Below are 21,409 nucleotides of genomic sequence, written 5' to 3' on the forward strand. Positions count from 1 at the left end.
GAGAGATCAGCCGCCGCCGAGCTCCCAGCCGCCTCCCAGCGCCTTGTACAGGCTCACCGACGCCTCCAGCCGCGCCAGCTGCAAGCGTGCCCCCGCATCGAGCGCCGCGTACAGCGTGCGCTGGGCGTCGAGCAGGGTCAGCAGGGTCTCGGCACCGGCGCGGTAGCGCGACTCGGCGATCGCGAGCGCCTGGCGCGCCTGCTTCAGCGCCTCGGCCTGGGCCACGCGTTCGGCGTCCAGGCTGTCCAGCGCCTGCAATGCGGTCTGCGCGTCGGCGAAGGCGGCCACGATGGCCGAGCGGTAGCCGGCGAGCAGCTCTTCGCGCCGCGCGACGGCCAGGTCGCGCCCGGCCGCGAGTTTCCCGGCATCGAAGATCGGTGCCGCCAGCCCGGCCGCCAGGGTGTAGAGCGGCGACTCGAACAGGTCGCGCCAGCGCCCGCCGCCGGTGCCGACGCCCGCCGACAGCGACAGGCTGGGCAGCATCGCGGCGCGCGCCACCGCGATGTCGGCATCGGCCGCCACCAGCCGTGCTTCGGCCCGTGCGACATCCGGCCGGCGGGCCAGCAGGTCCGACGGCAGTCCGGCGTCGAACGATGGCACCCGCAGCGCGTCCAGCGTGCCGGCGTCCGGCGGCGTCGGCACCTGCCGGCCCAGCCAGGTCGCCAGCAGGACGCGGCTGTCGGCGGCCTCGCGCTGCAGCGCCAGCAGGACCCGCCGCTGCGAGGCGACGATGCCGCGCTGCTGCGCCAGTTCCAGCGGGGTCGCGGCACCCGCGCGCTGGCGGGCCTCGACCAGGGCGAGCAGCCGTTCGGCATCCGCCAGGTTGAGCGCCGCGATCGCCACCCGGTCGTGCAACCCGACCGTGCGCAGCCAGGCCGAAGCGGTGCCCGCGGTCACCGCGAGCCGCACCGCGTCGCGGTCGAAGACACTGGCGCGCAGGTCGGCCTGCGCGCTGTCGCGCAAGCCGCGCTGGCCGCCCCAAAGGTCGACCTCGTAGCGTGTCACCAGGCGCGTGGCGTAAGCGGTGCCGGCCACCGGCGCATCGCCGCTCCAGCGCCCTTCGCGGCTGGCGCCGGCGGTGAGCGAGACGTTCGGCCACAGCGTGGCCTCGGCGCCGCGGGCCAGGGCTTCGGCCTGGCCCACCCGCGCAGCGGCCGCCGCGATGTCGAGGTTCTGGGCCTGGGCTTCCTCGACCCGCGCGCGCAGCTCGGCGCTGCCGAAGGCATTCCACCAGGCCGCGTGATCGGGTGTGGTCGCCGCCGCCTCGGGGACGGCGGGCGGTGCCGCGGCGCAGGCGGCCAGCGCCAGGGTCAATGGAATCCACAGGGTGCGCAGCAAGGCGTTCGTCTTTCTCATCATTCGCTCGACAGGGCGACGACCGGGTCGAGCCCGGCGGCCTGCCGGGCCGGCATGAAGCCGAACACCAGCCCGGTGGCGGTGGCGCAGAAGAAGGCGCCGGCGATCGCGCGCAGCGAAAAGATCACCGGCACGCCCGAGAGGATCAGCACGGCCCCGACCGCCAGCCCGATGACCACGCCCGCGCTGCCTCCGACCACCGACACCAGCACGGCCTCGGTCAGGAACTGCCGCAGGATGTCCTTGCGGCGCGCGCCGGTGGCCATCCGGATGCCGATCTCGCGGGTGCGCTCGCGCACCGTCATCAGCATCACGTTCATCACGCCGATGCCGCCGACCAGCAGCGACACGGCGGCGATCAGGCCCAGCAGCAGGGTCATCGTGTCCTCGGTCTTCGCCTTGGCCGCGATGGCGGCGGCGGCATTGCCGATGCGGTAGTCGCGGATGCCGTGGCGTTCGAACATCACGGCGTCGACCGCGCGCTCGGCGGCGTCGACGCTGGCGCCCTCGCGCACCGACATCGCGGTGTAGGTGGGTTCGCGCTGGCCGAAGACCTTGACGCCCGCGGTCGTGAACGGCATCAGCAGCAGGTCGTCGTAGCTCTGGTCTCCGGCGGCCGCGCCCTTCTCGGCCATGACGCCGATCACCTGGAAGGGCACGTTCTCGATCAGGATGTGCCGGCCCACGGGGTTCGGCAGGTCCGGCAGCAGGTCGCGCGCAAGCTTGTGGCCCAGCACCGCCACGGCGGCGAGGTCGCGGTCGTCCTCGGCGGTGAAGAAGCCGCCCAGGCGGACCGGCCAGTTCTGGACCTCGGGCATGGCGGCGCCGGTGCCGCGCACGTAGGTCTGCAGATCCTTCTCGCCGTGGCGCACGACCTTGTTGCCGGTCACGTTCGGCAGCACCTCGGCCAGTTGCGGCAGCTCGGCCACGGCCTGCAGGTCGGCCAGCGTGACGCTGCGCCCGGGGATGCGGGAGCTGGCGCCCACCGAGCTCATGTAGAGCAGGTTGGCGCCGAAGGCGCTGGCCTGCGCCACCACCTGCTGGCGCGTGCCGAGGCCGACCGCGAGCATCACGATGACCGAGGCGACGCCGATCACGATGCCGAGCAGCGTCAGGCTGGTGCGGAAGCGGTTGATCCACATCACGCGCCAGGCCGCTCGGCAGGCGTCGGCCAACTCGGTGGCCAGCGACGGACCTTGCGCCTCGCGCGCGGGGCGGACGCGGTGACGCGCCGCCGTGCCGGCATCGGGCTGCGGCCCCGCGCGGCCGCTGTCCGCCACGACCAGGCCGTCGCGAATCTCGATCACGCGGCGCGCGGCGGCGGCGACCTCTCGGTCGTGCGTGATGATCACCACGGTGTGTCCGGCGTCGGCGAGTTCCTCGAGCAGCGCCATGACCTCGGCCCCGCTCTTCGAGTCGAGGGCGCCGGTCGGCTCGTCCGCGAGGATGACCCGGCCGCCGTTCATGAGCGCACGCGCAATGGACACGCGCTGCTGCTGGCCGCCCGAGAGCTGGTGCGGCCGGTGGTCGAGGCGGTCGCCGAGTCCCAGCCGTTCGAGCAGCGCGCGCGAACGCGCGCGGCGTTGCGCCTCGGGCAGGCCGGCGTAGATCGCCGGCACCTCGACGTTCTCGCGGGCCGATTCGGTGGCGATCAGGTGATAGCCCTGGAACACGAAGCCGAAGGCCTCGCGGCGCAGCCAGGCCAGTTGGTCGGCGTCGAGCGTGGCGACATCGTGGCCGTCGAATCGGTAGCTGCCGGCGCTCGGCCGGTCCAGGCAGCCGAGCAGGTGCATCAAGGTCGATTTGCCGGAGCCCGAGGCGCCGACGATGGCCACGAATTCGCCGGCCTCGATCGTGAGCGAGACGCCGCGCAGCACTTCCACCGCCGGTGCGCCGCCGCGTCCGCCGTAGTGCTTGCGCAGGCCGTCGAGCGCGATCAGCGGCGGCGGGACGGGAGCGTCGCTCAAAACTGGAATCTCCGCGCGCCGTCGCCGGTGCTGCGCTCGGCGGTGATCAGCCGGTCGCCTTCCGCCAGTCCCTCCAGCACCTCGGCGGTGAGCCGGTCGCGCACGCCGATGCGCAGCGCCCGCGCCTGCGGCTGGCCGTCCGGGCCCAGCACGCGCGCGGTGTAGCGCCCGGGCTGGCCGGCCACGAGCTGCAGGGCCGGCAGCGGCGCGGTGAGCACGCCTTGCGCCGCGGCCGTCACGAAGGACACCTGCGCCGTCATCTGCGGCATCAGCTCGCCGTCGGCGTTGGCGACGTCGAAGAGCACGGTGTAGAGCACCACCTTGCTGGTGGTGGGCGCGAGCGCGGTGCCGGCGGCCTTGCCCTCCGGCTGCTGCGGCGCCGGCAGCACCTGGCGCACGGTACCGCTCCAGCGCCGCTTGGCCTGGCCCGGCGCGCCGCCAAGGGTGGTGAAGCGCACCGGCATGCCGGCGCGCACGCGCCGCACCTCGGCCTCCGACACCTCGGTCCAGACGGTCATCGCCGAGAGGTCGGCAATGCGCAGCACGTTGGGTGTCTGGTAGGCGGCGTTGAGGGTCTGGCCTTCCCGGGCGTCGAGCGACACCACGGTGCCGGCCATCGGCGCGTCGATGCGCGTGTAGCCGAGCTGGGCCAGATTGCCCTTGAGCGTGGACTGCGCCTGGTCGATCTGCGCCTTCAGGTGATCGATGCGGGCGGCGGTCGAGGCCCGCTCGGCCTCGGCGACCTGCACGTCCTCGTCGCGGGTCGCGCCGTCGCCGGCCATCTGGAGCTGGCGCGCGTGCTGGTGCCGCGCCAGGCGGTGGCGGGCCTGCTGGTCGGCCAGCTGCGCCTTCAGGCCGGCCAGCGCGGCGCGGCTGGCGTCGACGGTCGACTGCTGCACCGTAGGGTCGATCTCGGCCAGCGGCTGGCCCTTCTCGACCGCGTCACCGGCGCGCACGTACAGGCGCCGGACCTGGCCCGAGACCTGGGCGCCGACGTCGACGTAGCGGCGCGGCTGCAGCGTGCCGATGGCGTCCACCGTGGCTTCGATGTCGCCGCGGCCGATGGTCACGGTGTCGAAGCCGTCGCCCGCGGCTCGGTGGTTGGCCCACAGCCCCGCGGTGGCCAGCAGCGACACGAGCGCCACCAGGCCGGTCCAGCGCCATCGGCGGGCGCGGTGGGGTCCGGAACGCGCGCTGTCCGGGTTCAGGGGATTGGGAGAGCTCATGCATGGATGACGCTCGAGCGCGGGAATCGGGTAGTCCGACCGGGAGTCGTCTCAGTTCTTTTTCCTATAATGCGAATCGTTATCAATTGCATTCGCACATTCAAGACGAAAAACCGCCGTGTCTCCGCACCACCAGGAATTCCATGATCTGTACGTGGCACATCACGGCTGGCTTCGCGGCTGGTTGCGGGGCCGGCTGCGTTGCGGCTTCGCGGCCGCCGACCTGACCCAGGACACCTTCGTCAACCTGATGGAGCAGCCGGCGCCCCCGGTGTTGCGGCAGCCGCGCGCCTTCCTGCAGGTCGTGGCCAGCCGGCTCATGATCAACCGCTACCGCCGCATGACCATCGAGGCCGAGGTGCTGCGCACGGTCGGCTGGATGGCCGAGCAGGACCAGGCGGCCAGCGCGGAAGACCTGGCCTCGACCCGCCAGCTGCTCGGGCAGGTGCTGGCCATGCTGACCCACGAACTCGACGTGAAGAGCCGCACGGCCTTCCTCATGGCGCGGGTCGACGGCAGTTCGTACCGCGAGATCGCGGCGCACCTGGGCGTGTCGGAAACCCGCGTCAAGCAGTACCTGGCCAAGGTGCTGCTGCACTTCCACACCCGGATGTCGAACGCCGCGGCCGAGCCCGCCACGTGCCATGAATGAAGCGGCTGCGGCGCCGCAGAGCATCGAGGAGCAGGCCGCGCTGTGGGTGGTGAGGCTGGATGAGGAAGCGGCCGACGAAGCGGCGCGCACGGCCTGCGCGCAATGGTGCGCACAGGACCCGCGGCACGCGCGGGCGCTGGACGCGATGCGCCGCATGTGGGAGTCGGTCACGCCGCAGACGCCGGTGCCGGCGCGGCGGCCCGCACGCAAGCCCGGGTCGCGCCATGCGCTCGGCCTGCTGGTCATCGTGCCCTGCCTGGTGGGGATCGCGAGCGCCCTGCCCTGGCGCTACTGGCTGGCCGACGAGCGCACGGCGGTCGGCGAGGTGCGGGAGTTCACGCTGGCCGACGGCAGCCGGGTCACGCTGAACAGCGACAGTGCGGTCGACATCGACCTGTCGGGCGACAAGCGCCGGCTGCGGTTGCGCCGCGGCGAGGTCTATGTCGAGGTGGCGAAGAGCAGCGCGCCCTTCGTGGTGATCGACCGCGACGGCGCCGCACGGGCGCTCGGCACGCGCTACGCGGTGCGGCGCGACGCGCAGGACACGCTGGTGACGGTGATCGAATCGCGCGTGCGGGTCCGACCGCGCGCGGCGCTCGACCAGAGCGTCGAGCTGGCGGCGGGCGAGCAGGTCCGCTTCGACCGCCACGGCATCACCCGCCCCGCGAGCGTGGCCGCGCCGGGCGCCCTGGCGTGGCGGCAGGGCCGGGTGGTGTTCCAGGATGCACCGGTCGCCGAGGTGCTGCGCGAACTCGCGCGCTACCGGCCCGGGCTGCTGCTGGTCGACGACGAGGCCCTTGCCGGGCTGCGCTTCACCGGCGTGTTGCCGGCGGGGCAGAGCGACGAGGCGCTTGCGCTGCTCGCCGCCGCGCTGCCGATCGAGGTCTCGCGGATCTCGCCCTGGCTGGTCCGCGTGTCGGCGCAGCCGCGCCCTGCCGCCGCGCAAGCCGCGCGCTGAAAAAAACCGCGCCAAGGGCCTACCCGATTTCGCGGGCCGATTGTCATAGGTGGTGAGAAGGAGTTCACACACCAATGACAGGAAGCCGGAAATGAATCAAAGCAACAAGATCCGCCGTCCAGCGCATCCGCTCCATCGTCTCTCGTCGTTCGCGCTGGCACTGGGCGTGATCGCAGGGGGCGCCTGGGCCCAGGCGCCGGCGCCGGCCGACAGCGCCGCCGTCGAATGGCGCCAGCCCGCCCAGCCGCTGGGCAGCGCGCTGACCGCGCTGGCGGTGCACACCGGCCTCCTGGTCGGCGTCGATGCCGAGGTGGTGCGCGGCAAGCAGGCGCCCGCGATCCAGGGCCGCTACACGCCGCGCCAGGCGCTGCTGCTGCTGCTCGAAGGCAGCGGCCTCGAGGCGGTCCGCGGCGCCTCCGGCGGCTACACCGTGCGGGCCGCCGCGCCGGCGCCGCGCGCCGAAGCCGCGAACGACGAACAGCACCCGTCGGGTGGCTCGCTCGAGACCGTCACCGTGACCGCCGGGCGCGACACGATCACCGAAGGCACCGGCTCCTTCACGACGGACGGACCGATCAGCACCGCCACCCGCCTGCCGCTGACCCTGCGCGAGACCCCGCAGTCGGTCACGGTCATCACGCGCCAGCGCATGGAAGACCAGAGCATCCGCCAGATCGGCGACGTGCTGCGACAGACGACGGGCTTGAGCTTCGTGCAGAACGGCAACGCCGGGAGCGACGGCAACTCGGTCTACTCGCGCGGCTTCCTGGTCGAGAACTACCAGGTCGACGGCATCCCGCAGACCGGCAGCTGGCTCACGCAGACCGGCGACCTCGCGCCCTACGACCGCGTCGAGGTGATACGGGGCGCCACCGGCCTGCTCAACGGCGTCGGCACGCCGGCCGCCACGGTCAACCTGGTGCGCAAGCGCCCGACCCAGGCCTTCCAGGCCCATGCATCGATCAGCGCCGGCTCGTGGAACTACTACCGCGGCGAGGTCGACATCGGCGGTCCGCTCAACGAGGCCGGCACGGTGCGCGGCCGCATCGTGGCGGCGGTGCAGGACAACGAGTCCTGGATCGACCGCTACGAGGAAAAGAAGCAGATCTTCTACGGCATCGTCGAGGCCGACCTCACGTCCGCCACGCGGCTGACCGCGGGCCTCGACCTGCAGCAGCACGACAACGACGGCGCGGCACGCAGCGGCCTGCCGCTGTTCTACAGCGACGGCGCGGAAAGCCACTTCGACCGCTCGCAGAGCGCCGCGGCCAGCTGGGCGCACTCCTACCAGGACCAGCGCCAGTTCTTCGTCTCGCTCGACCATCGCTTCGACAACGGCTGGAGCGCGCATGCCGGCTTCAACCAGTCGAAGCGCAGCTACGACGACGTGCTCGGCTACGCGATGCGCGGCTACCTGAACCGTGCGACCGGCGCGGGGCTGTCCCTGTGGACGAACAAGTGGAACTCCGATCCGGTGCAGAACGCGGCCGACTTCTATGCCACGGGCCCCTTCGAGATGTTCGGTCGCCGGCACGAGCTCGTGGTGGGCTACAACATCTCGCGCACCAAGGACCAGCCGCCGACCTACGCCGGCTGGTCTCCGCCCAACTACAACGGCGCGATCCCGAACTTCTATCTCTGGAACGGGGACTATCCGCTCGAGCCCTTCAACCCGCAGACCGGCAACAGCGAGACGGCGACCAACCAGTCGGGCCTGTACGCCACCACCCGGCTGCGGCCCACCGACGCGCTGTCGGTGATCCTCGGTGCCCGCGTGAGCGACTGGAGCGAGAAGACGCGCCGGATCCCCTTCGCGGGCAAGGCCACCTTCGGCTCGCGCAGCGAGAACGGCGTGGTCACGCCCTATGCCGGGCTGGTGTACGACCTGAGCGACCACTGGTCGGTCTACACCAGCTACACCGACATCTTCAAGCCGCAGACCAACAAGGACCTGAGCGGCAACAACCTCGCGCCGCTCGAGGGCATCGCCTACGAGGCCGGCGTCAAGGGCTCGTTCTACAACGACCAGCTGAACCTGAGCGCCGCGGTGTTCCAGATCGAGCAGGACAACCTGGCCGTGGTGATCCCCAACCAGTTCGCGCCCGACGGCTCGGCCGCCTACCGTGCGGCGCAGGGAACGAAGTCGCGCGGCTACGAATTCGAAGCGGCCGGCGAAGTGATGCCGGGCTGGCAGATCGGCAGCGGCTTCTCGCGCAGCGTCGCGCGCGACGCCGCCGGCGTGCGGCTCAACACGCAGGTGCCCAACGGCCTGTTCAAGCTGTTCACGACCTACCGCATCGCCGGCATCGGCAACGGCCTGGTCGTGGGCGGCGGCGTCAACTGGCAGAGCGAGACCTACACCAGCAACCTCGGGCCGAGCGGCAAGGCGCGCTTCACGCAGCCCAGCTACGCCACGCTCGACCTGATGGCGCGCTACCCGATCAGCAAGAGCCTGTCGGTCTCGGTGGCGCTCAACAACGTCTTCGACAAGACCTACTACACGAGCACCAGCAGCAGCTTCTACGGCGCGCCGCGCAACCTGCTCGTGACGCTGCGCGGCAGCTTCTGAGCACCGCCCCCATCCCATCTCGTCCCGTCCCCAACCCCCGTCATCACCTCAAGGAGTCCTCCGATGCACATGAAGAAATCCCTGCTCGCCCTCGCCCTCGCGCTGTCCGGTGCGGCCCATGCCCACTTCGTCTGGCTCGAGCCCGCCTCGGGCGGCGAGGCCAAGGCCTATTTCGGCGAATGGGCCGACGACCTGCGCGAGACCGAAGCCGGCCACCTCAAGCTGGTGAGCGCGCCGCGCGGCATCGGCGCCGACGGCAAGGAGCAGCCGGCGACAAGGCACAACGACCACTTCTCGGTCAAGGCCGATGCCGGCGGCGACGCGCGGCTGGTCGGCGGCTACGTCAGCGACAAGGGTGTCGTGAGCCTCTACCAGGCGCGCACCGGCCGCACCGGGACCACCGCCCGCCACGCGCTGGAACTGGTGCCGCAGGCGCCGGGCAGCAACAGCTTCTCGCTGCTGCTCAACGGCAAGCCACTGGCGAAGACCAAGGTGGTCGTGTTCGGTCCGCCGAAGTGGGAGAAGAGCTTCTACAGCGACGACGCCGGCAAGCTCACGCTGCAGACGCCGTGGCCCGGACAGTACGTGGCCGAGGTCTCGCACCTCGACAAGGACGCCGCCGGCACCTGGGACGGCAAGCCCTACACCCAGACCCGCCACGTCGCGACCCTGAGCTTCATCGCCAAGTGAGGCACCGGCTGGCAGTGGCGTCGCGCGCGATCGCGGCGATCGGCGGCGGCTACGCGCTCGGCGCGCTGGCCGCCGCCGCGCTGTCGCTGTGGCTGCCCGGACCGAGGGCCGAAGCGGTGCTGACCGGCACCCTGGCCTCGTTCGTGGTCTTCGCCTGCGCGGTGATGTGGGTCTTCGCCGCGCGCACCGCCTGGCGCGCGTGGGCCGGGCTGGCGGTGCCCGCCGCGGCGCTCGCGCTGATGCTCTTCGCAGGCGGCGCCTGGAGCCGCGCATGAAGGAAGGTTTTCGCCAGTCGATGGCCTGGCTGCACACCTGGTCGGGCCTGTTGGTCGGCTGGGTGCTGTTCCTGGTGTTCGCCGCCGGCACCGGCGCCTACTTCCGCGACGAGATCACTTTCTGGATGACGCCCGAGCTGCATCGCGCATCGCGCGAGGCGGTGCCGCAGGCCCAGGCGCTCGACCATGCGGTGGCCTTCCTGCAGCAGCGCGGCGCGCACAGCCCGCGCTGGTTCATCACGCTGCCGACGCAGCGCGAGCCTTCGGTGCGGATGTTCTGGAGCGGGCCGCCGCCGCCACCCACGGCGCCCGGCGAGCCGCGCAAGCGCGCGCGCTTCGAGAACGCCGCGCTCGACCCCGCCAGCGGCGAGACCGCGGGCGCGCCGCGCGCCACCCGCGGCGGCGAGTTCATCTACCGGCTGCACTTCGACCTGCACTACCTGCCGACGCTGTGGGCGCGCTGGGTCGTCGGCTTTTGCGCCATGTTCATGCTGGTCGCCATCGCGAGCGGCATCGTCACGCACAAGCGCATCTTCAAGGACTTCTTCACCTTCCGGCCGAAGAAGGGACAGCGCTCGTGGCTCGACGCGCACAACGCCACCGCGGTGCTCGCGCTGCCCTACCACCTGATGATCACCTACACCGGCCTGGTGACGCTGATGTTCATGTACATGCCGTGGGGGCCGCAGCTCGCCTACAAGGACCACGGCGGCACCGATGCCTTCTTCGCCGAGGTCTTCACGGCGGGCGGCCCGCGCGACACCCAGGCGGCCGGCCGGCCGGCCTCCCTCGCGCCGCTGGCGCCGATGCTGGCGCAGGCCAGCGCGCACTGGGGCGGCGCGCCGGCCGGCCGCGTCGTCGTCAGCCATCCGAACGATGCGAACGCCACCGTCAGCATCGCGCGCCAGGAAGGGCGCGGGCTGTCCTCCGACCAGCCCTCGATGCTGTTCGACGGCGTGACCGGCGCGCTGCTGTCGACCGCGGGCGATGCGCCGAAGGCCGCGGCCGAGACGCGCGGCGTGCTCTACGGCCTGCACATCGCGCGCTTCTCGAATCCGATGCTGCGGGCGCTGTTCTTCCTCTCCGGCCTGGCCGGCTGCCTGATGGTGGCGACCGGGCTGCTGCTGTGGGCCGTGAAGGAACGGCAGAAGTACGCCAAGGTGCTCAAGCATGGCGGCCGCATCGGCTTCGGGCTGCGGCTGGTGGACGGGCTCAACATCGGCGCCATCGCGGGCCTGCCGATCGCCTTCGGCGCCTACTTCTGGGCCAACCGGCTGCTGCCGGTGGGCATCGACGGGCGCGCAGCGGCCGAGATCAACGGGTTCTTCATCGCGTGGGGCGCGGCCGCGCTCGCCGGCCTCGCGCGGCCGACGCGCCGGATGTGGCAGGTGCAGCTCGGCCTCGGCGCACTGCTGTTCGCGGCCATTCCGCTGCTCAATGCGCTGACCACGCGCAGCCACCTGGGCGTCTCGCTGCGCGAGGGGCTCTGGCCGGTGGCGGGCTTCGACCTGGTGTCGCTGGCGCTGGGCATCGGGCTCGGCGCCGCGGCGTGGATCACGGGCCGGCCACGGCACAAGGCCCGGCCGGCCGCCGCTGGCGCCGCGCGCGCCGCGGAGCCGACATCATGAGCACCCTGCTGCTGGGCTGCGCGGCCTTCGCGGGAGCCTTGGGCGGCTTCCTGGCGCTGAGCCTGGCGATGGACCGGCATCACGAGGACGCCTACGGCCGCGGCAGCACGCCGGGCCGCCGCAGGCCCTGGCTGCGCGCCGGGGGCACGGCCCTGCTGCTGCTGTCGCTGGCGGCCAGCCTGCGGCTGCAGGGGTCGACCCAGGGCTGGGTGCTGTGGTTCGGAATGCTGACCGCTGCCGCGCTCTGGGTGGTCGGCATCGCGAGCTACGGGCCGCAGCGGGCCGCGCGCATCGGGGTGGGTGCTGCGCTGCTGGCCGTGCTCAGCTTGCCGCCGGGGCTGTGGGCCGCGGCTTGACACGCCGAGTGCGCGAGAAAACTACCGTGGCTGGCGACCGTACGCGATGGACTGCACCACGCCCGAGCGCAGGAAAACGGTGGCCAGCATCTCGCCCGGCCCGCGCTCGTACAGCCACTCTTCGATCTGCTGGCACGGCACCACGCTGGATGCGAAAGGCTCTGGAACCGGATGGAGAGTGCCGCCGTAGTACACCGGTGCGCAGTAGGTGTCCGTGAGCACCGGCTGACCGCACTTGTAGACGACGGACAGGCGGGAGTCCCCTTCGGAGACGATGCCTCCCGCGCACCGCAGCGACTCCGCGGCTGCCAGGCAGGGCAATGCGACCAGGACCGTGATGCACGCGAGCTTGAGAAGCTTCATGGCCGTTTCTTTCATTCCCTCCTTGCCATTTTGCTCTCCGGGCGCGCGGCGATAACGCCGAAACGCGCACACTAGCGCAACGACCCCGACGAGCCAATTGCACCTTGGTGCAGATGTGCGCCTTGTCGCACGACGTCGCCCATTCCCTTGCCGGCCTCATGCCATGCACGGCAAACTTCGACCTCCTTGAAGGAGGGCTGCATGGGATTTCGGACGTTGGGATCGACCGCGAAATGGGTCGCGGGTCTCGCACTCGGGTTGTGCGCCGCGGGTGTCTCCGCGACAGAGGGAGGACTGGGCCGGCCAGTGTCCGGAACCACGGTGCAAGCCAACGGCGGCATCGTCCCGCCGGAGCCGGCCTGGATCGTCAATTTCAGCCAGATCTATCTCGACGGCTCGATCGGCGGCAGCCGCCTGGTTCCGCTGGTCGGACAGACCTCGATCGGTATCGACGCGAAGATTTCCTTCACGATGGCCACGGCCATGAAGGTGTGGGACACCGGACCCGGGGCATGGAACTTCGCATCGAGCATCACCGTGCCCTACGTGTGGACCGAGGTCAACGCGAACCTCACGGCCGGCGCCCGCCAGGGCGCTTCGAAGGACACGGCGTCGAACCTGTTCGACCTCTACTTTTCGCCCATCATCGCCGGCTACCATTTCTCGAAGACCGAGCACGTCGCGCTCAGCTTCAACATCTGGGCCCCGACCGGAAAGTACGACCCGGCGAACCTGGCCAACCCGAGCCTGAACAACTGGACCTTCGTGCCGCAGGCCGCGTACACGCGGATCTTTCCGGAGGGCGGATGGCAGCTCGATGCCGTGGCCAACTTCCAGTTCTACACGCGCAACAAGGACACCGACTATCAGAACGCGCCGCAGTTCGCGCTCGACCTCATGGGCACGAAGAAGTTCGGCAACGGCGTCAGCGCGGGCTTGATTCTGGGGACGGTCCAGCAGCTGGGCCACGACAGCGGGCCGACCGCCGACAAGCTCGACGGATTCCGGGGCTACGACTGGGCCTTCGGCCCGATCGTGAGCTATGACACCAAGCTGTCGGGCGGCAGCCCCTTGTCGATGAGCTTGCGCTGGGTTCCGACCATCAGCAGCAAGAACCGCATCGACAGCCGCAAGACGGTCATGGCGACGGCGACGCTGGTGTTCTAAGGGCCCTAGGGGATCTGATCGACGAAGCGCCGCAAGCCTTCGAGGTCGACGACGGTGATCCCCCCGTATTCGATCTGCAGCAACCCCGCCGCACGCAGCCGGCTCAGCGCCGCGTTGCAGCGCTGCCGCGACAGCCCCGACAGGTTGGCGATCTCCTCCTGCGAGGTTTCCAGGTGCGCCTGCCCCAGCGGATGCAGCCAGGGATGGAACAGCCCCGCGATCGCGCGCGCCACCTGGCTGTCGGCATCGAGCAGCCGCTGCGCCGCGTAGTTGCCCATGAACCAGTGCAGCCGCTCGTTGATCTGCACCAGCAGGAAGTGATTGAAGCTCATCTGGGTGCGGTGCAGCCACTCGAAGGTCTCGACCGGCAGCACCGCCACCCGGCTGTCGCGCAGCGCGATGATGTCGGCCGTGCGCGGCACGGCGCGCAGCAGCGTGCCCTCGCCGAACCAGCTGCCGACCGAGAGGCCGCCGAAGGTGACCGAGCGGCCGTCGGCGGAGGTGATCGACCACTTGAGCAGGCCCTCCAGCGTGCCGTACCAGTGCAGCGGCGTCTCGCCGCGCCGGCACAGCGCCGCCCCGGCGGCCACGTGCTCCTCGCGCATCTCGTCGAGCACGCGCGCCTGCGCCTCGGGCTCCAGGTGGACGAACCAGCCCGACAGCTCCAGCAGGCCGGGAATGGACAGCGAGAGGGATGCGTGTTGCCTGCGGGCCGGCTTGTTGTGCATGAAAGTGGTGCGCCTCGTAAACCCTGACCCCAAATGTCGTCGCGATGACTGCACGGGTCGGGGCAGCCAAAAATAATACTCCGCTGTTCACAGGAGACCTCCCGATGTCGAAGCGCAAAGTGATCGTGACCATCGCCCCCACCGGCGGCATGGCCCACAAATCGCAGAACCCCCACCTCCCGACCCAGCCGGCCGAGATCGCCGCCGACGTGGTGGCCTGCTGGAACGCCGGCGCCAGCGTCGTCGCGCTGCACGCGCGCCGGCCCGACGACGGCGCCACCTGCGATGCCGGCGTCTACCGCGACATCAACACCCGCATCCGCGCCGCCGGCTGCGACATCGTGATCAACAACTCCACCGGCGGCGGCGTGCACGGCGACATGGTCAAGCCGCTGCCGGGCGGGCGCTGGGAGATCGCCTTCGAGGAGCGCATCAAGGGCATGGACGCCGGCGCCGAGATGTGCACGCTCGACGCCACCACGCTGAACCTGTCGTTCGAGGGCCGGGACATCCTGATGGACACGCCGCTCTCCAAGGGCCGCGAGCTCGCCGCCGGCATGAAGGCGCGCGGCATCAAGCCCGAGTGGGAGGTGTTCAGCCCGACCCACATCCTGCAGGACACGAGCACGCTGATCCAGGAGGGCCTCGACGACGAGCCCTACTTCATCAACCTGGTGATGAACGTGCACCGCAACTTCCAGAATGCGATGCCCTATTCGCCGCGCAACCTGCAGATGATGGTCGACACGCTGCCCAAGGGCGCGATCTTCGGCGTCAGCGGCATCGGCCCCTCGCAGCTCGAGGCCAACATCGCCGCGCTGCTGCTCGGCGGCCATGCGCGCGTGGGGCTGGAGGACAACCTCTACTACCGGCACGGCGAGCTGGCGACCAACCTGCAACTCACCGAGCGCATCGTGCGGGTCATCCGCGAGATGGACATGGAGCCCGCCACGCCGGCCGAGGCGCGCGACATGCTGGGCCTGCCGCGGGTCGGCGCGCCGCGGCCCGAGTTCGCGCCGCGTTGACGCGGGAGGTCATGCAGATGCCCACCGCAACACAACAGGCGCAGCGGGTCGCGGTGGTCGCGACCGGCGTCATCGGCGCGAGCTGGACGGCGTACTTCCTGGCGCGCGGCCTCGAGGTCGACGCCACCGACCTCTCGCCGGGCGCCGAGGCGCGGCTGCGCGAGGCGGTGGCGCAGCACTGGCCGACGATGGAGCGCTTCGGTCTCGCCGACGGGGCAGCGCCCGACCGGCTGCGCTTTCACGCGCGGCTCGAGGACGCCGTGGCCAACGCCGACTTCGTGCAGGAGAACGGCCCCGAGCGCATCGACGTCAAGATCGACCTGTTCCGCCGCATGGACGCGGCGGCGGCGCCGGCCACGCTGCTCGCATCGAGCTCCTCGGGGCTCGCGATCAGCGCCGTGCAGTCCGAATGCCGGCATCCGGAGCGCGTGGTGCTGGGCCATCCCTTCAACCCGCCGCACCTGATCCCGCTGGTCGAGGTGGTCGGCGGCGAGCACACCTCGGCCGACGCCATCGCGCGTGCGATGGCCTTCTACACCGCGATCGGCAAGCGGCCGATCCACGTCAGGCGCGAGATCAAGGGGCACATCGCGAACCGCCTGCAGGCGGCGCTGTGGCGCGAAGCCTTCCACTTGGTCGACCAGGGCGTGGCGTCGGTGGCCGACATCGACACCGCGATCGCGCAAGGGCCCGGCCTGCGCTGGGCGTTGATGGGCCCCTTCATGAACCTGCATCTGTCCGGCGGCGCCGGCGGCATCGCGCACCTGCTCGACCACCTGGGCGGACCGATCGAAGACTGGTGGCACGACCTGGGCGCGCCGTCGATGACGGCGGAACTCAAGCAGCGGGTGGCCGAAGGCGTCGCCGCCGAACTCGGCGACAGGCGCAGCGCCGAACTCGAAGCGGCGCGCGACACCCTGCTGCTGGACCTGATCCGCGCCAAGGCGGCCTCGGGCCCGCTGCAATGAGGGCGAGCCACATGGACGACGACCGCTTTCTCGACGACCCGGACCAGATCGCGCCGCCGCGCACCGTGCGCATCGATTTCGACGACGGCTCCTTCGCGCTGCGCTCGCCGGTGGCCCTGCGGCCCTATGCGCGCTGCGTCGGCGAATGGCTCGAGCGCTGGGCCCGCGAGACGCCCGATGCGCTGGCGTTGGCCGAACGCGAGGACGGCGTCGCCGGCTGGCGCCAGCTCGACTACCGCACGCTGCGCCGCGCGGTCGGCGCGGTCGCGCAAAGCCTGCTCGACCTCGGCCTGCCGAAGCACCGGCCGGTCGTGATCCTGTCCGACAACGCGATCGACCACGCGGTGCTGATGCTTGCGACGATGCACATCGGGCGCACCGCCTGCTCGCTCTCGAGCGCCTACTCCCGCATGGCGAAGGACCCGACGCGGCTGCACGGCATGCTGCGCGCGCTCGATCCGGCGCTGATCTATGCCTCCGACGCCAAGGTCTATGGCGCGGCGCTCGAAGGCTGCGGCGTCGACGCGCTCACGGTGTTCAGCCGCAATGCCGACGCGCACCCGGGCGCCCTGCCCTTCGAGCGGCTGGTGCAGGCGCAGGAGACGCCCGAGGTGATGCAGGCCTTCGAGGCGATCCTGCCCGACGACCCGGCCAAGTACCTGCTGACCTCGGGCTCGACCGGCCGGCCCAAGGTGGTGATCAACACGCACCGCATGCTGTGCGCCAACCAGCAGATGATGGCGCAGACCTGGCGCTTCCTGAATGCCGAGAAGCCGGTGCTGGTCGACTGGCTGCCGTGGAGCCACACCTTCGGCGGCAACCACAACTTCAACATGGTGCTCTGCCATGGCGGCGCGCTCTACATCGACGAAGGCCGGCCGGCGCCGGGGCTGATCGAGAAGACGGTGCGCAACCTGCGCGAGGTGCGCCCGACGCTGCTGTTCAACGTGCCGCGCGGCTACGACATGCTGCTGCCCTTTCTGGAAGCGGACGGCGCGCTCGCGGCCGAGCTGATGTCGCGGCTGCGGCTCGCCTTCTACGCCGCCGCGGCGCTCGCGCCCTCGACCTGGCAGCGGCTTGAAGCGGTGGCCCGGCGCGCACGGCCCGCGCGGCCGTTGTGGCTCACCACCTCATGGGGTGCGACCGAGACCTCCCCCGCGATCACCTCGGCGCACTGGCGGCTCGACGGCGCGGGCTGCATCGGCGCGCCGCTGCCGGGGCTGGAGCTGAAGTTCGTGCCCAACGGCGACAAGCTCGAGATGCGCGTCAAGGGCGTCACGGTGTTCCCGGGCTACCGCGATGCGCCGCGCGAGACCTCCGAGGCCTTCGACGACGAGGGCTACTACCGCATCGGCGATGCGGGCTACCTCGTCGATGCCTTGCGGCCCGAGCGCGGCGTGATGTTCCACGGCCGCGTGGCCGAGGACTTCAAGCTCGCGACCGGCACCTGGGTCTCGGTCGGCACGCTGCGCGTGGAGCTGGTCTCGCGGCTCGCGCCGCTGGCGCAGGACGTCGTCGTCACCGGGCACGACCGCAACGAGATCGGCATGCTGGTCTTCGCGAGCCCGCAGGCCGCGGCGCTGCCCGCGGCCGAGTGGCAGGCCGCGCTGCTGCGCGTGATGCGCGATCTGCGCGACGCCGGGGCCGGCTCGTCCCAATGCCCGGTGCGCGCGCTGGTGCTCGGCACACCGCCGGACATCGACGCCGGCGAGATCACCGACAAGGGCTACATCAACCAGCGCGCGGTGCTGACGCGGCGCGCGGCCGAGGTCCTCCGGCTGCACGCGGACGGGTGCGATCCGGAGGTCGTTCGCCTGGCGCAAGTGCCGGAAGCTTAGCGCCTGGTGGTGCCGGGCGGGAAGTCGGCGAACATCCGGTCGAGCGCGCCTTGCACCGAGGCGTTCAGGCGCGACGGATCGTCGGGCAGGATGCCGGACGCGTTGCCGCGCCAGATCGCCCGCCGGCTCTTGGCGTCGAACATGTCGACCACCAGCGTGCCCGCGCGGTACGGGTCGACGGACATCGTCACGCTGTCGGGCACGGGACCGAAGCCGAGCCAGGTGAGGTCGTGGCCGATGCCGCTGTAGAAGTTGTTGTAGGTCTGGCCGTCGCGCGTCGTCACGTGGGCCGCGACATGCACCTCGCCCTCGGCAACCCGCTTCCAGCCGCGCGCCTGCAGCCGGGCGTCGATGCCCTGGATGATGCTCTGCGGCACCAGCGGTGCGTCGCCCGCGGGCTCGGCGATCCAGCTGTAGCTGCGATAGCCGTCGAACCTGGCCTTGGCATCGAAGTCGGTCTTGACGGTCACCGGGCTCGCGCAAGCGGCCAGCAGCATCGCCAGGGCCAAGGCAAGGATTCGTCCGATCATGTGTTCTCCTGTGGGCATCGCGTCCGGCGGACGCCAATGGAACAGGATGGTACGGCCTGGGGCCTGATCGAAGGCCCTAGACCAGGCTCGCGGCCGCGCTCGACAGGTGGCCGTTGGTGCGCGCGTAGTGCAGCGCCTGGGTCCGGCTGTTGACGCCGATGCGCCGGTACAGGCGCCACATGTGGACCTTGACCGTGTCCTCGCTGATCGCGAGCCGCTCGGCCATCTCGCGGTTGCCGAGCCCCTCGGCGATCAATTGCACCAGCTGCCCCTGGCGCTTCGTCAGGCTCGCGCCGCTCTCGACCGCCGGCGCGGCGGGCGCGTCCTGCTCGTCGGAGTCGGTCTCCAGCAGGCTCTTGAGCGCCTTGATCAGCCCCGCGGCATCCGAGGCCTTCTCGATGTAGATGTCGGCGCCGGCCAGGAGGCACGGCGCCTCCATGTCGACGGCGGGCAATGCCGAATAGACCGCGATCGGAACCTCGGGATGGTCGCGCCGCGCCGCCAGCACACCCGAGCAGCCCTTGGTGTCCGGCAGGTTCAGGTCGAGGCAGATCAGGTCGGCGGCGCCGTTGCGCTCGACCGCGCCGGCCAGCTTGTCGAGGCGGTCGATCTCCACGATGTCCGCGGCCGGACGCAGGCGCCGCAGCATCAATGCAATGGCGTCCCTCATCATCGGATGGTCGTCGACCACATAGAAGACGTTGCGCGCTTTTCTCATTGCCAGTTTCTTTCCCGCTCGACATGTCACGGCGAACGATTGCGCCGAAGCCCACGAGAGTAGTGGACAGCGACGGCGCTGGCGGTCCGCTCGCCGCATCTCGAACGCGCCGATCGCGACGAATGTCTCAGATTTCGGGATTTCGTCGACTTCAGGAATCGACCGCGATTGCCGAAATGCAAACACTGCAACCAACCGACCCACGAGACAGACATGTCCAGACTCATTGTCCTGACCCGCCACGGCAGCGTCCGGCAGGTCAACATCAAGGGGCCGATCACGACCATCGGCCGCGATCCGGCCTGCGGAGTTCACGTCGACAGCCTGGGGGTCAGCCGCCATCACGCGGCGATCCACTGGACCGGCGATCGCTTCGTGCTGACCGACCTGGCAAGCCGCAACGGCACCTTCGTCAACAAGATGCGGATCCGGGAGCGCGCGCTCGCCAATGGCGATGCCATCGGTGCCGGCGACTGCGAGCTCCGCTTCCTCTATGCCAACCAGGCGCTGCCCGGCGAAGACGCCCTGCGGCTGCTCACGATGCCCGACGACCTGGTGGACATCGATGCCGCCCGCGAACGCAGCGACTGGGCCACCTTCTTCCGCCAGGGCGGCGCGGCGAGGACTGCCGGCGCACACCGGGGCGGCCCGGCGCCGGCCTGAGGGCAAAAAAAGGCCCGCACGAGGCGGGCCGAATGATCTCTGGTCAGAAGATCCCTGGAGAACCAGCCTTGATATCGGCAGCGCTGCCGAATCCTTGAGGCCTGCAAGTTCCACGGCCCCGAGACCCCCGGCGCCAACTCGCCGCACAGACTGCACGCCGCTCGACCTGCGTGATCCGGGCGGACGGCGCGTGGCCTCAAGTATTTCGGTTTGCTGCCGATATACCTCTGCGTTCTCCCTCCGCCCCACCTGGAATCACGGTCATGTTTCTGAGCAATTTCTCGATCGGCAGGCGCCTTGCGCTCGTGCTGGGCGCCATCCTGGCCCTGTTCCTCGCCAGCAGCGTGTTCGCGGTGCTGAAGCTGCGCGACCTGGGCGTCGAGATCGACGGCATGGTCAACGACAGCGTCAAGACCGAGCGCGCCGGTTCCGACTGGCTGCGCCACACGACCTCGGGCGTGCAGCGCGCGGCGGCGATCGCCAAGAGCAGCGATCCGAGCCTGATCGCCTACTTCGCGCCGGCCACCGCGACCTCCATCAAGGACACCAACGCGCTGCAGAAATTCATCGAGGGCCAGATGACCGAGCCCGCGGAGCGCGCGCTGTTCCAGAAGGTCGGCGAGCTGCGCCGCGAGTACCTCGCGGCGCGTGAAGAAGTCAGCAAGCTCAAGCTCGCCGGCGACCTCGAGGGCGCCGACCGCGTCTTCAGCGCACGCTTCGAGCCGACGTCGGTCAGCTACCTGGCCGGCGTCCAGCAGATGGTGGACCTGCAGCGCGCCGGCCTCGATGCCGCGGCACAGCGCGGCCAGGCGCTTCTCGCGCAGACCCGCACGCTGCTGATCGTCTGCACCGCGGTGACGCTGGCGCTGGGCAGCCTGCTGGCCTGGGGCCTCGCGCGCAGCATCACGCTGCCGCTGCGCCGGGCCGAGACCACGGCACAAGCCATCGGCCGGATGGACCTCAGCGGCACGCCGGAAACGAACTACGCCAAGGACGAGACCGGCCTGCTGCTGCGCTCGATCGACGGCATGCGCACGGCGCTCCAGGCGTCGCTGCAGCAGGTGCACGGCGTGGTCGCGAACGTGTCGACCGCCAGCACGCAGATCGCCACCGGCAACCAGGACCTGTCGTCGCGCACCGAGGAGCAGGCGAGCTCGCTCGAGCAGACCGCGGCCTCGATGGAGGAACTGACCTCGACCGTGAAGCAGAACGCCGACAACGCGCGGCAGGCGAATCAACTGGCGGTGTCGGCCTCCGAGGTGGCGGTCCGGGGCGGCAGCGTGGTGAGCCAGGTGGTCGGCACCATGGGCTCGATCAATGCGTCCTCGCGCAAGATCGTGGACATCATCGGCGTCATCGACGGCATTGCCTTCCAGACCAACATCCTGGCGCTGAACGCGGCGGTGGAAGCCGCCCGCGCCGGCGAGCAGGGCCGRGGCTTCGCGGTGGTGGCGTCGGAAGTGCGCAGCCTGGCGCAGCGCTCGGCGGCGGCGGCCAAGGAGATCAAGACCCTGATCGGGGACTCGGTGGACAAGGTCGAGGAAGGCAGCAAGCAGGTGGCGGAAGCGGGCCGGACGATGGARGAGATCGTGGACAGCGTGAAGCGGGTGACCGACATCATGGGCGAGATCACGGCGGCGAGCCAGGAGCAGACCTCGGGGATCGAGCAGATCAACCAGGCGATCACGCAGATGGACCAGGTGACGCAGCAGAACGCGGCGCTGGTGGAGGA

At 70.7% G+C, this 21,409-nt stretch carries 20 protein-coding genes; 13 read left to right on the forward strand and 7 right to left on the reverse strand.

Annotation, left to right across the window (positions count from 1 at the left end):
• Positions 1-6: 6 nt before the first annotated feature.
• From AB4Z46_RS27320 to AB4Z46_RS27330, 3 genes are read right to left on the reverse strand one after another with little or no spacing between them, the layout of a single operon-like run.
• Positions 7-1,356 (reverse strand): efflux transporter outer membrane subunit, encoded by a 1,350-nt coding sequence (locus AB4Z46_RS27320; protein WP_442286693.1) that lies wholly within the window; start codon positions 1,354-1,356, stop codon positions 7-9.
• Complete coding sequence (locus AB4Z46_RS27325) at positions 1,356-3,323, reverse strand: MacB family efflux pump subunit (RefSeq protein WP_442286694.1); 1,968 nt, start codon at positions 3,321-3,323, stop codon at positions 1,356-1,358. Before AB4Z46_RS27325 ends, AB4Z46_RS27320 begins: the two co-directional genes overlap by 1 nt.
• Complete coding sequence (locus AB4Z46_RS27330; RefSeq protein WP_442286695.1) at positions 3,320-4,549, reverse strand: efflux RND transporter periplasmic adaptor subunit; 1,230 nt, start codon at positions 4,547-4,549, stop codon at positions 3,320-3,322. Before AB4Z46_RS27330 ends, AB4Z46_RS27325 begins: the two co-directional genes overlap by 4 nt.
• A 118-nt stretch (positions 4,550-4,667) precedes the next feature.
• On the opposite strand from AB4Z46_RS27330, the gene AB4Z46_RS27335 reads away from it, so the two are divergent.
• The 7 genes from AB4Z46_RS27335 (at position 4,668) to AB4Z46_RS27365 (ending at position 11,677) form a co-directional block, all read left to right on the forward strand.
• The gene (locus tag AB4Z46_RS27335) at positions 4,668-5,201 is read left to right on the forward strand and encodes a sigma-70 family RNA polymerase sigma factor (protein WP_442286696.1); all 534 of its coding nucleotides are present in this window, start codon (positions 4,668-4,670) and stop codon (positions 5,199-5,201) included.
• Positions 5,194-6,159, forward strand: a complete 966-nt coding sequence (locus AB4Z46_RS27340) for a FecR family protein (protein WP_442286697.1) — start codon at positions 5,194-5,196, stop codon at positions 6,157-6,159. The genes AB4Z46_RS27335 and AB4Z46_RS27340 overlap by 8 nt, the downstream gene beginning before the upstream one ends.
• 91 nt (positions 6,160-6,250) lie before the next feature.
• Complete coding sequence (locus AB4Z46_RS27345; RefSeq protein WP_442286698.1) at positions 6,251-8,728, forward strand: TonB-dependent siderophore receptor; 2,478 nt, start codon at positions 6,251-6,253, stop codon at positions 8,726-8,728.
• 63 nt (positions 8,729-8,791) lie between these two features.
• Positions 8,792-9,418 carry a DUF4198 domain-containing protein gene (locus tag AB4Z46_RS27350; protein WP_442286699.1) on the forward strand — a complete coding sequence of 209 codons (627 nt, stop codon included), beginning with the start codon at positions 8,792-8,794 and terminating at the stop codon, positions 9,416-9,418.
• Positions 9,415-9,693, forward strand: coding sequence for a DUF3649 domain-containing protein (locus AB4Z46_RS27355; RefSeq protein ID WP_442286700.1), 279 nt, complete (start codon positions 9,415-9,417; stop codon positions 9,691-9,693). Before AB4Z46_RS27350 ends, AB4Z46_RS27355 begins: the two co-directional genes overlap by 4 nt.
• Complete coding sequence (locus AB4Z46_RS27360) at positions 9,690-11,321, forward strand: PepSY-associated TM helix domain-containing protein (RefSeq protein ID WP_442286701.1); 1,632 nt, start codon at positions 9,690-9,692, stop codon at positions 11,319-11,321. The genes AB4Z46_RS27355 and AB4Z46_RS27360 overlap by 4 nt, the downstream gene beginning before the upstream one ends.
• Positions 11,318-11,677, forward strand: coding sequence for a DUF3325 domain-containing protein (locus AB4Z46_RS27365; RefSeq protein ID WP_442286702.1), 360 nt, complete (start codon positions 11,318-11,320; stop codon positions 11,675-11,677). The genes AB4Z46_RS27360 and AB4Z46_RS27365 overlap by 4 nt, the downstream gene beginning before the upstream one ends.
• Positions 11,678-11,698: 21 nt before the next feature.
• On the opposite strand, the gene AB4Z46_RS27370 is transcribed toward AB4Z46_RS27365, so the two are convergent.
• Positions 11,699-12,040 carry a DUF2845 domain-containing protein gene (locus AB4Z46_RS27370; protein ID WP_442286703.1) on the reverse strand — a complete coding sequence of 114 codons (342 nt, stop codon included), beginning with the start codon at positions 12,038-12,040 and terminating at the stop codon, positions 11,699-11,701.
• 201 nt (positions 12,041-12,241) lie between these two features.
• On the opposite strand from AB4Z46_RS27370, the gene AB4Z46_RS27375 reads away from it, so the two are divergent.
• Positions 12,242-13,207 carry a SphA family protein gene (locus tag AB4Z46_RS27375; RefSeq protein WP_442286704.1) on the forward strand — a complete coding sequence of 322 codons (966 nt, stop codon included), beginning with the start codon at positions 12,242-12,244 and terminating at the stop codon, positions 13,205-13,207.
• Positions 13,208-13,212: 5 nt separating this feature from the next.
• Here AB4Z46_RS27375 and AB4Z46_RS27380 read toward each other — a convergent pair whose 3' ends face one another.
• Positions 13,213-13,935: a Crp/Fnr family transcriptional regulator gene (locus tag AB4Z46_RS27380; protein WP_442286705.1), complete on the reverse strand. Its 723-nt coding sequence runs from the start codon at positions 13,933-13,935 to the stop codon at positions 13,213-13,215.
• A 104-nt stretch (positions 13,936-14,039) separates the two neighbouring features.
• Between AB4Z46_RS27380 and AB4Z46_RS27385 the strand changes: the two genes are divergently transcribed.
• From AB4Z46_RS27385 to AB4Z46_RS27395, 3 genes are read left to right on the forward strand one after another with little or no spacing between them, the layout of a single operon-like run.
• Positions 14,040-14,960, forward strand: coding sequence for a 3-keto-5-aminohexanoate cleavage protein (locus AB4Z46_RS27385; RefSeq protein ID WP_442286706.1), 921 nt, complete (start codon positions 14,040-14,042; stop codon positions 14,958-14,960).
• Between the two features lie 17 nt (positions 14,961-14,977).
• Positions 14,978-15,928, forward strand: coding sequence for a 3-hydroxyacyl-CoA dehydrogenase NAD-binding domain-containing protein (locus tag AB4Z46_RS27390; protein ID WP_442286707.1), 951 nt, complete (start codon positions 14,978-14,980; stop codon positions 15,926-15,928).
• Between the two features lie 11 nt (positions 15,929-15,939).
• Complete coding sequence (locus AB4Z46_RS27395) at positions 15,940-17,766, forward strand: feruloyl-CoA synthase (RefSeq protein WP_442286708.1); 1,827 nt, start codon at positions 15,940-15,942, stop codon at positions 17,764-17,766.
• Here the strand turns inward: AB4Z46_RS27395 and AB4Z46_RS27400 are convergent.
• Entirely contained in the window at positions 17,763-18,296 is a 534-nt protein-coding gene (locus AB4Z46_RS27400; RefSeq protein WP_442286709.1) for a DUF4136 domain-containing protein, read from the reverse strand. The two genes, AB4Z46_RS27395 and AB4Z46_RS27400, sit on opposite strands and share 4 nt — an antisense overlap.
• A gap of 76 nt (positions 18,297-18,372) precedes the next feature.
• Entirely contained in the window at positions 18,373-19,014 is a 642-nt protein-coding gene (locus tag AB4Z46_RS27405; RefSeq protein ID WP_442286710.1) for a response regulator transcription factor, read from the reverse strand.
• A 213-nt stretch (positions 19,015-19,227) separates the two neighbouring features.
• Here AB4Z46_RS27405 and AB4Z46_RS27410 point away from each other — a divergent pair, with 213 nt between their 5' ends.
• Together AB4Z46_RS27410 and AB4Z46_RS27415 are read left to right on the forward strand one after the other, a co-directional pair.
• Positions 19,228-19,677 (forward strand): FHA domain-containing protein, encoded by a 450-nt coding sequence (locus tag AB4Z46_RS27410; protein ID WP_442286711.1) that lies wholly within the window; start codon positions 19,228-19,230, stop codon positions 19,675-19,677.
• A 263-nt stretch (positions 19,678-19,940) separates the two neighbouring features.
• The coding region (locus AB4Z46_RS27415; protein ID WP_442286712.1) for a methyl-accepting chemotaxis protein at positions 19,941-21,409 on the forward strand (1,469 nt) is incomplete at its 3' end.

It is taken from the genome of Variovorax sp. M-6, from assembly GCF_052114385.1.
In the GTDB taxonomy this organism is placed as follows: domain Bacteria; phylum Pseudomonadota; class Gammaproteobacteria; order Burkholderiales; family Burkholderiaceae_C; genus Variovorax.

Coding starts and splice junctions, on each gene's coding strand:
- AB4Z46_RS27320 (WP_442286693.1), bottom strand. CDS start 1,356: ATGAGAAAGACGAACGCCTTGCTGCGCACCCTGTGGATTCCATTGACC.
- AB4Z46_RS27330 (WP_442286695.1), bottom strand. CDS start 4,549: ATGAGCTCTCCCAATCCCCTGAACCCGGACAGCGCGCGTTCCGGACCC.
- AB4Z46_RS27340 (WP_442286697.1), top strand. CDS start 5,194: ATGAATGAAGCGGCTGCGGCGCCGCAGAGCATCGAGGAGCAGGCCGCG.
- AB4Z46_RS27345 (WP_442286698.1), top strand. CDS start 6,251: ATGAATCAAAGCAACAAGATCCGCCGTCCAGCGCATCCGCTCCATCGT.
- AB4Z46_RS27350 (WP_442286699.1), top strand. CDS start 8,792: ATGCACATGAAGAAATCCCTGCTCGCCCTCGCCCTCGCGCTGTCCGGT.
- AB4Z46_RS27360 (WP_442286701.1), top strand. CDS start 9,690: ATGAAGGAAGGTTTTCGCCAGTCGATGGCCTGGCTGCACACCTGGTCG.
- AB4Z46_RS27365 (WP_442286702.1), top strand. CDS start 11,318: ATGAGCACCCTGCTGCTGGGCTGCGCGGCCTTCGCGGGAGCCTTGGGC.
- AB4Z46_RS27370 (WP_442286703.1), bottom strand. CDS start 12,040: ATGAAGCTTCTCAAGCTCGCGTGCATCACGGTCCTGGTCGCATTGCCC.
- AB4Z46_RS27375 (WP_442286704.1), top strand. CDS start 12,242: ATGGGATTTCGGACGTTGGGATCGACCGCGAAATGGGTCGCGGGTCTC.
- AB4Z46_RS27380 (WP_442286705.1), bottom strand. CDS start 13,935: ATGCACAACAAGCCGGCCCGCAGGCAACACGCATCCCTCTCGCTGTCC.
- AB4Z46_RS27385 (WP_442286706.1), top strand. CDS start 14,040: ATGTCGAAGCGCAAAGTGATCGTGACCATCGCCCCCACCGGCGGCATG.
- AB4Z46_RS27390 (WP_442286707.1), top strand. CDS start 14,978: ATGCCCACCGCAACACAACAGGCGCAGCGGGTCGCGGTGGTCGCGACC.
- AB4Z46_RS27395 (WP_442286708.1), top strand. CDS start 15,940: ATGGACGACGACCGCTTTCTCGACGACCCGGACCAGATCGCGCCGCCG.
- AB4Z46_RS27400 (WP_442286709.1), bottom strand. CDS start 18,296: ATGATCGGACGAATCCTTGCCTTGGCCCTGGCGATGCTGCTGGCCGCT.
- AB4Z46_RS27405 (WP_442286710.1), bottom strand. CDS start 19,014: ATGAGAAAAGCGCGCAACGTCTTCTATGTGGTCGACGACCATCCGATG.
- AB4Z46_RS27410 (WP_442286711.1), top strand. CDS start 19,228: ATGTCCAGACTCATTGTCCTGACCCGCCACGGCAGCGTCCGGCAGGTC.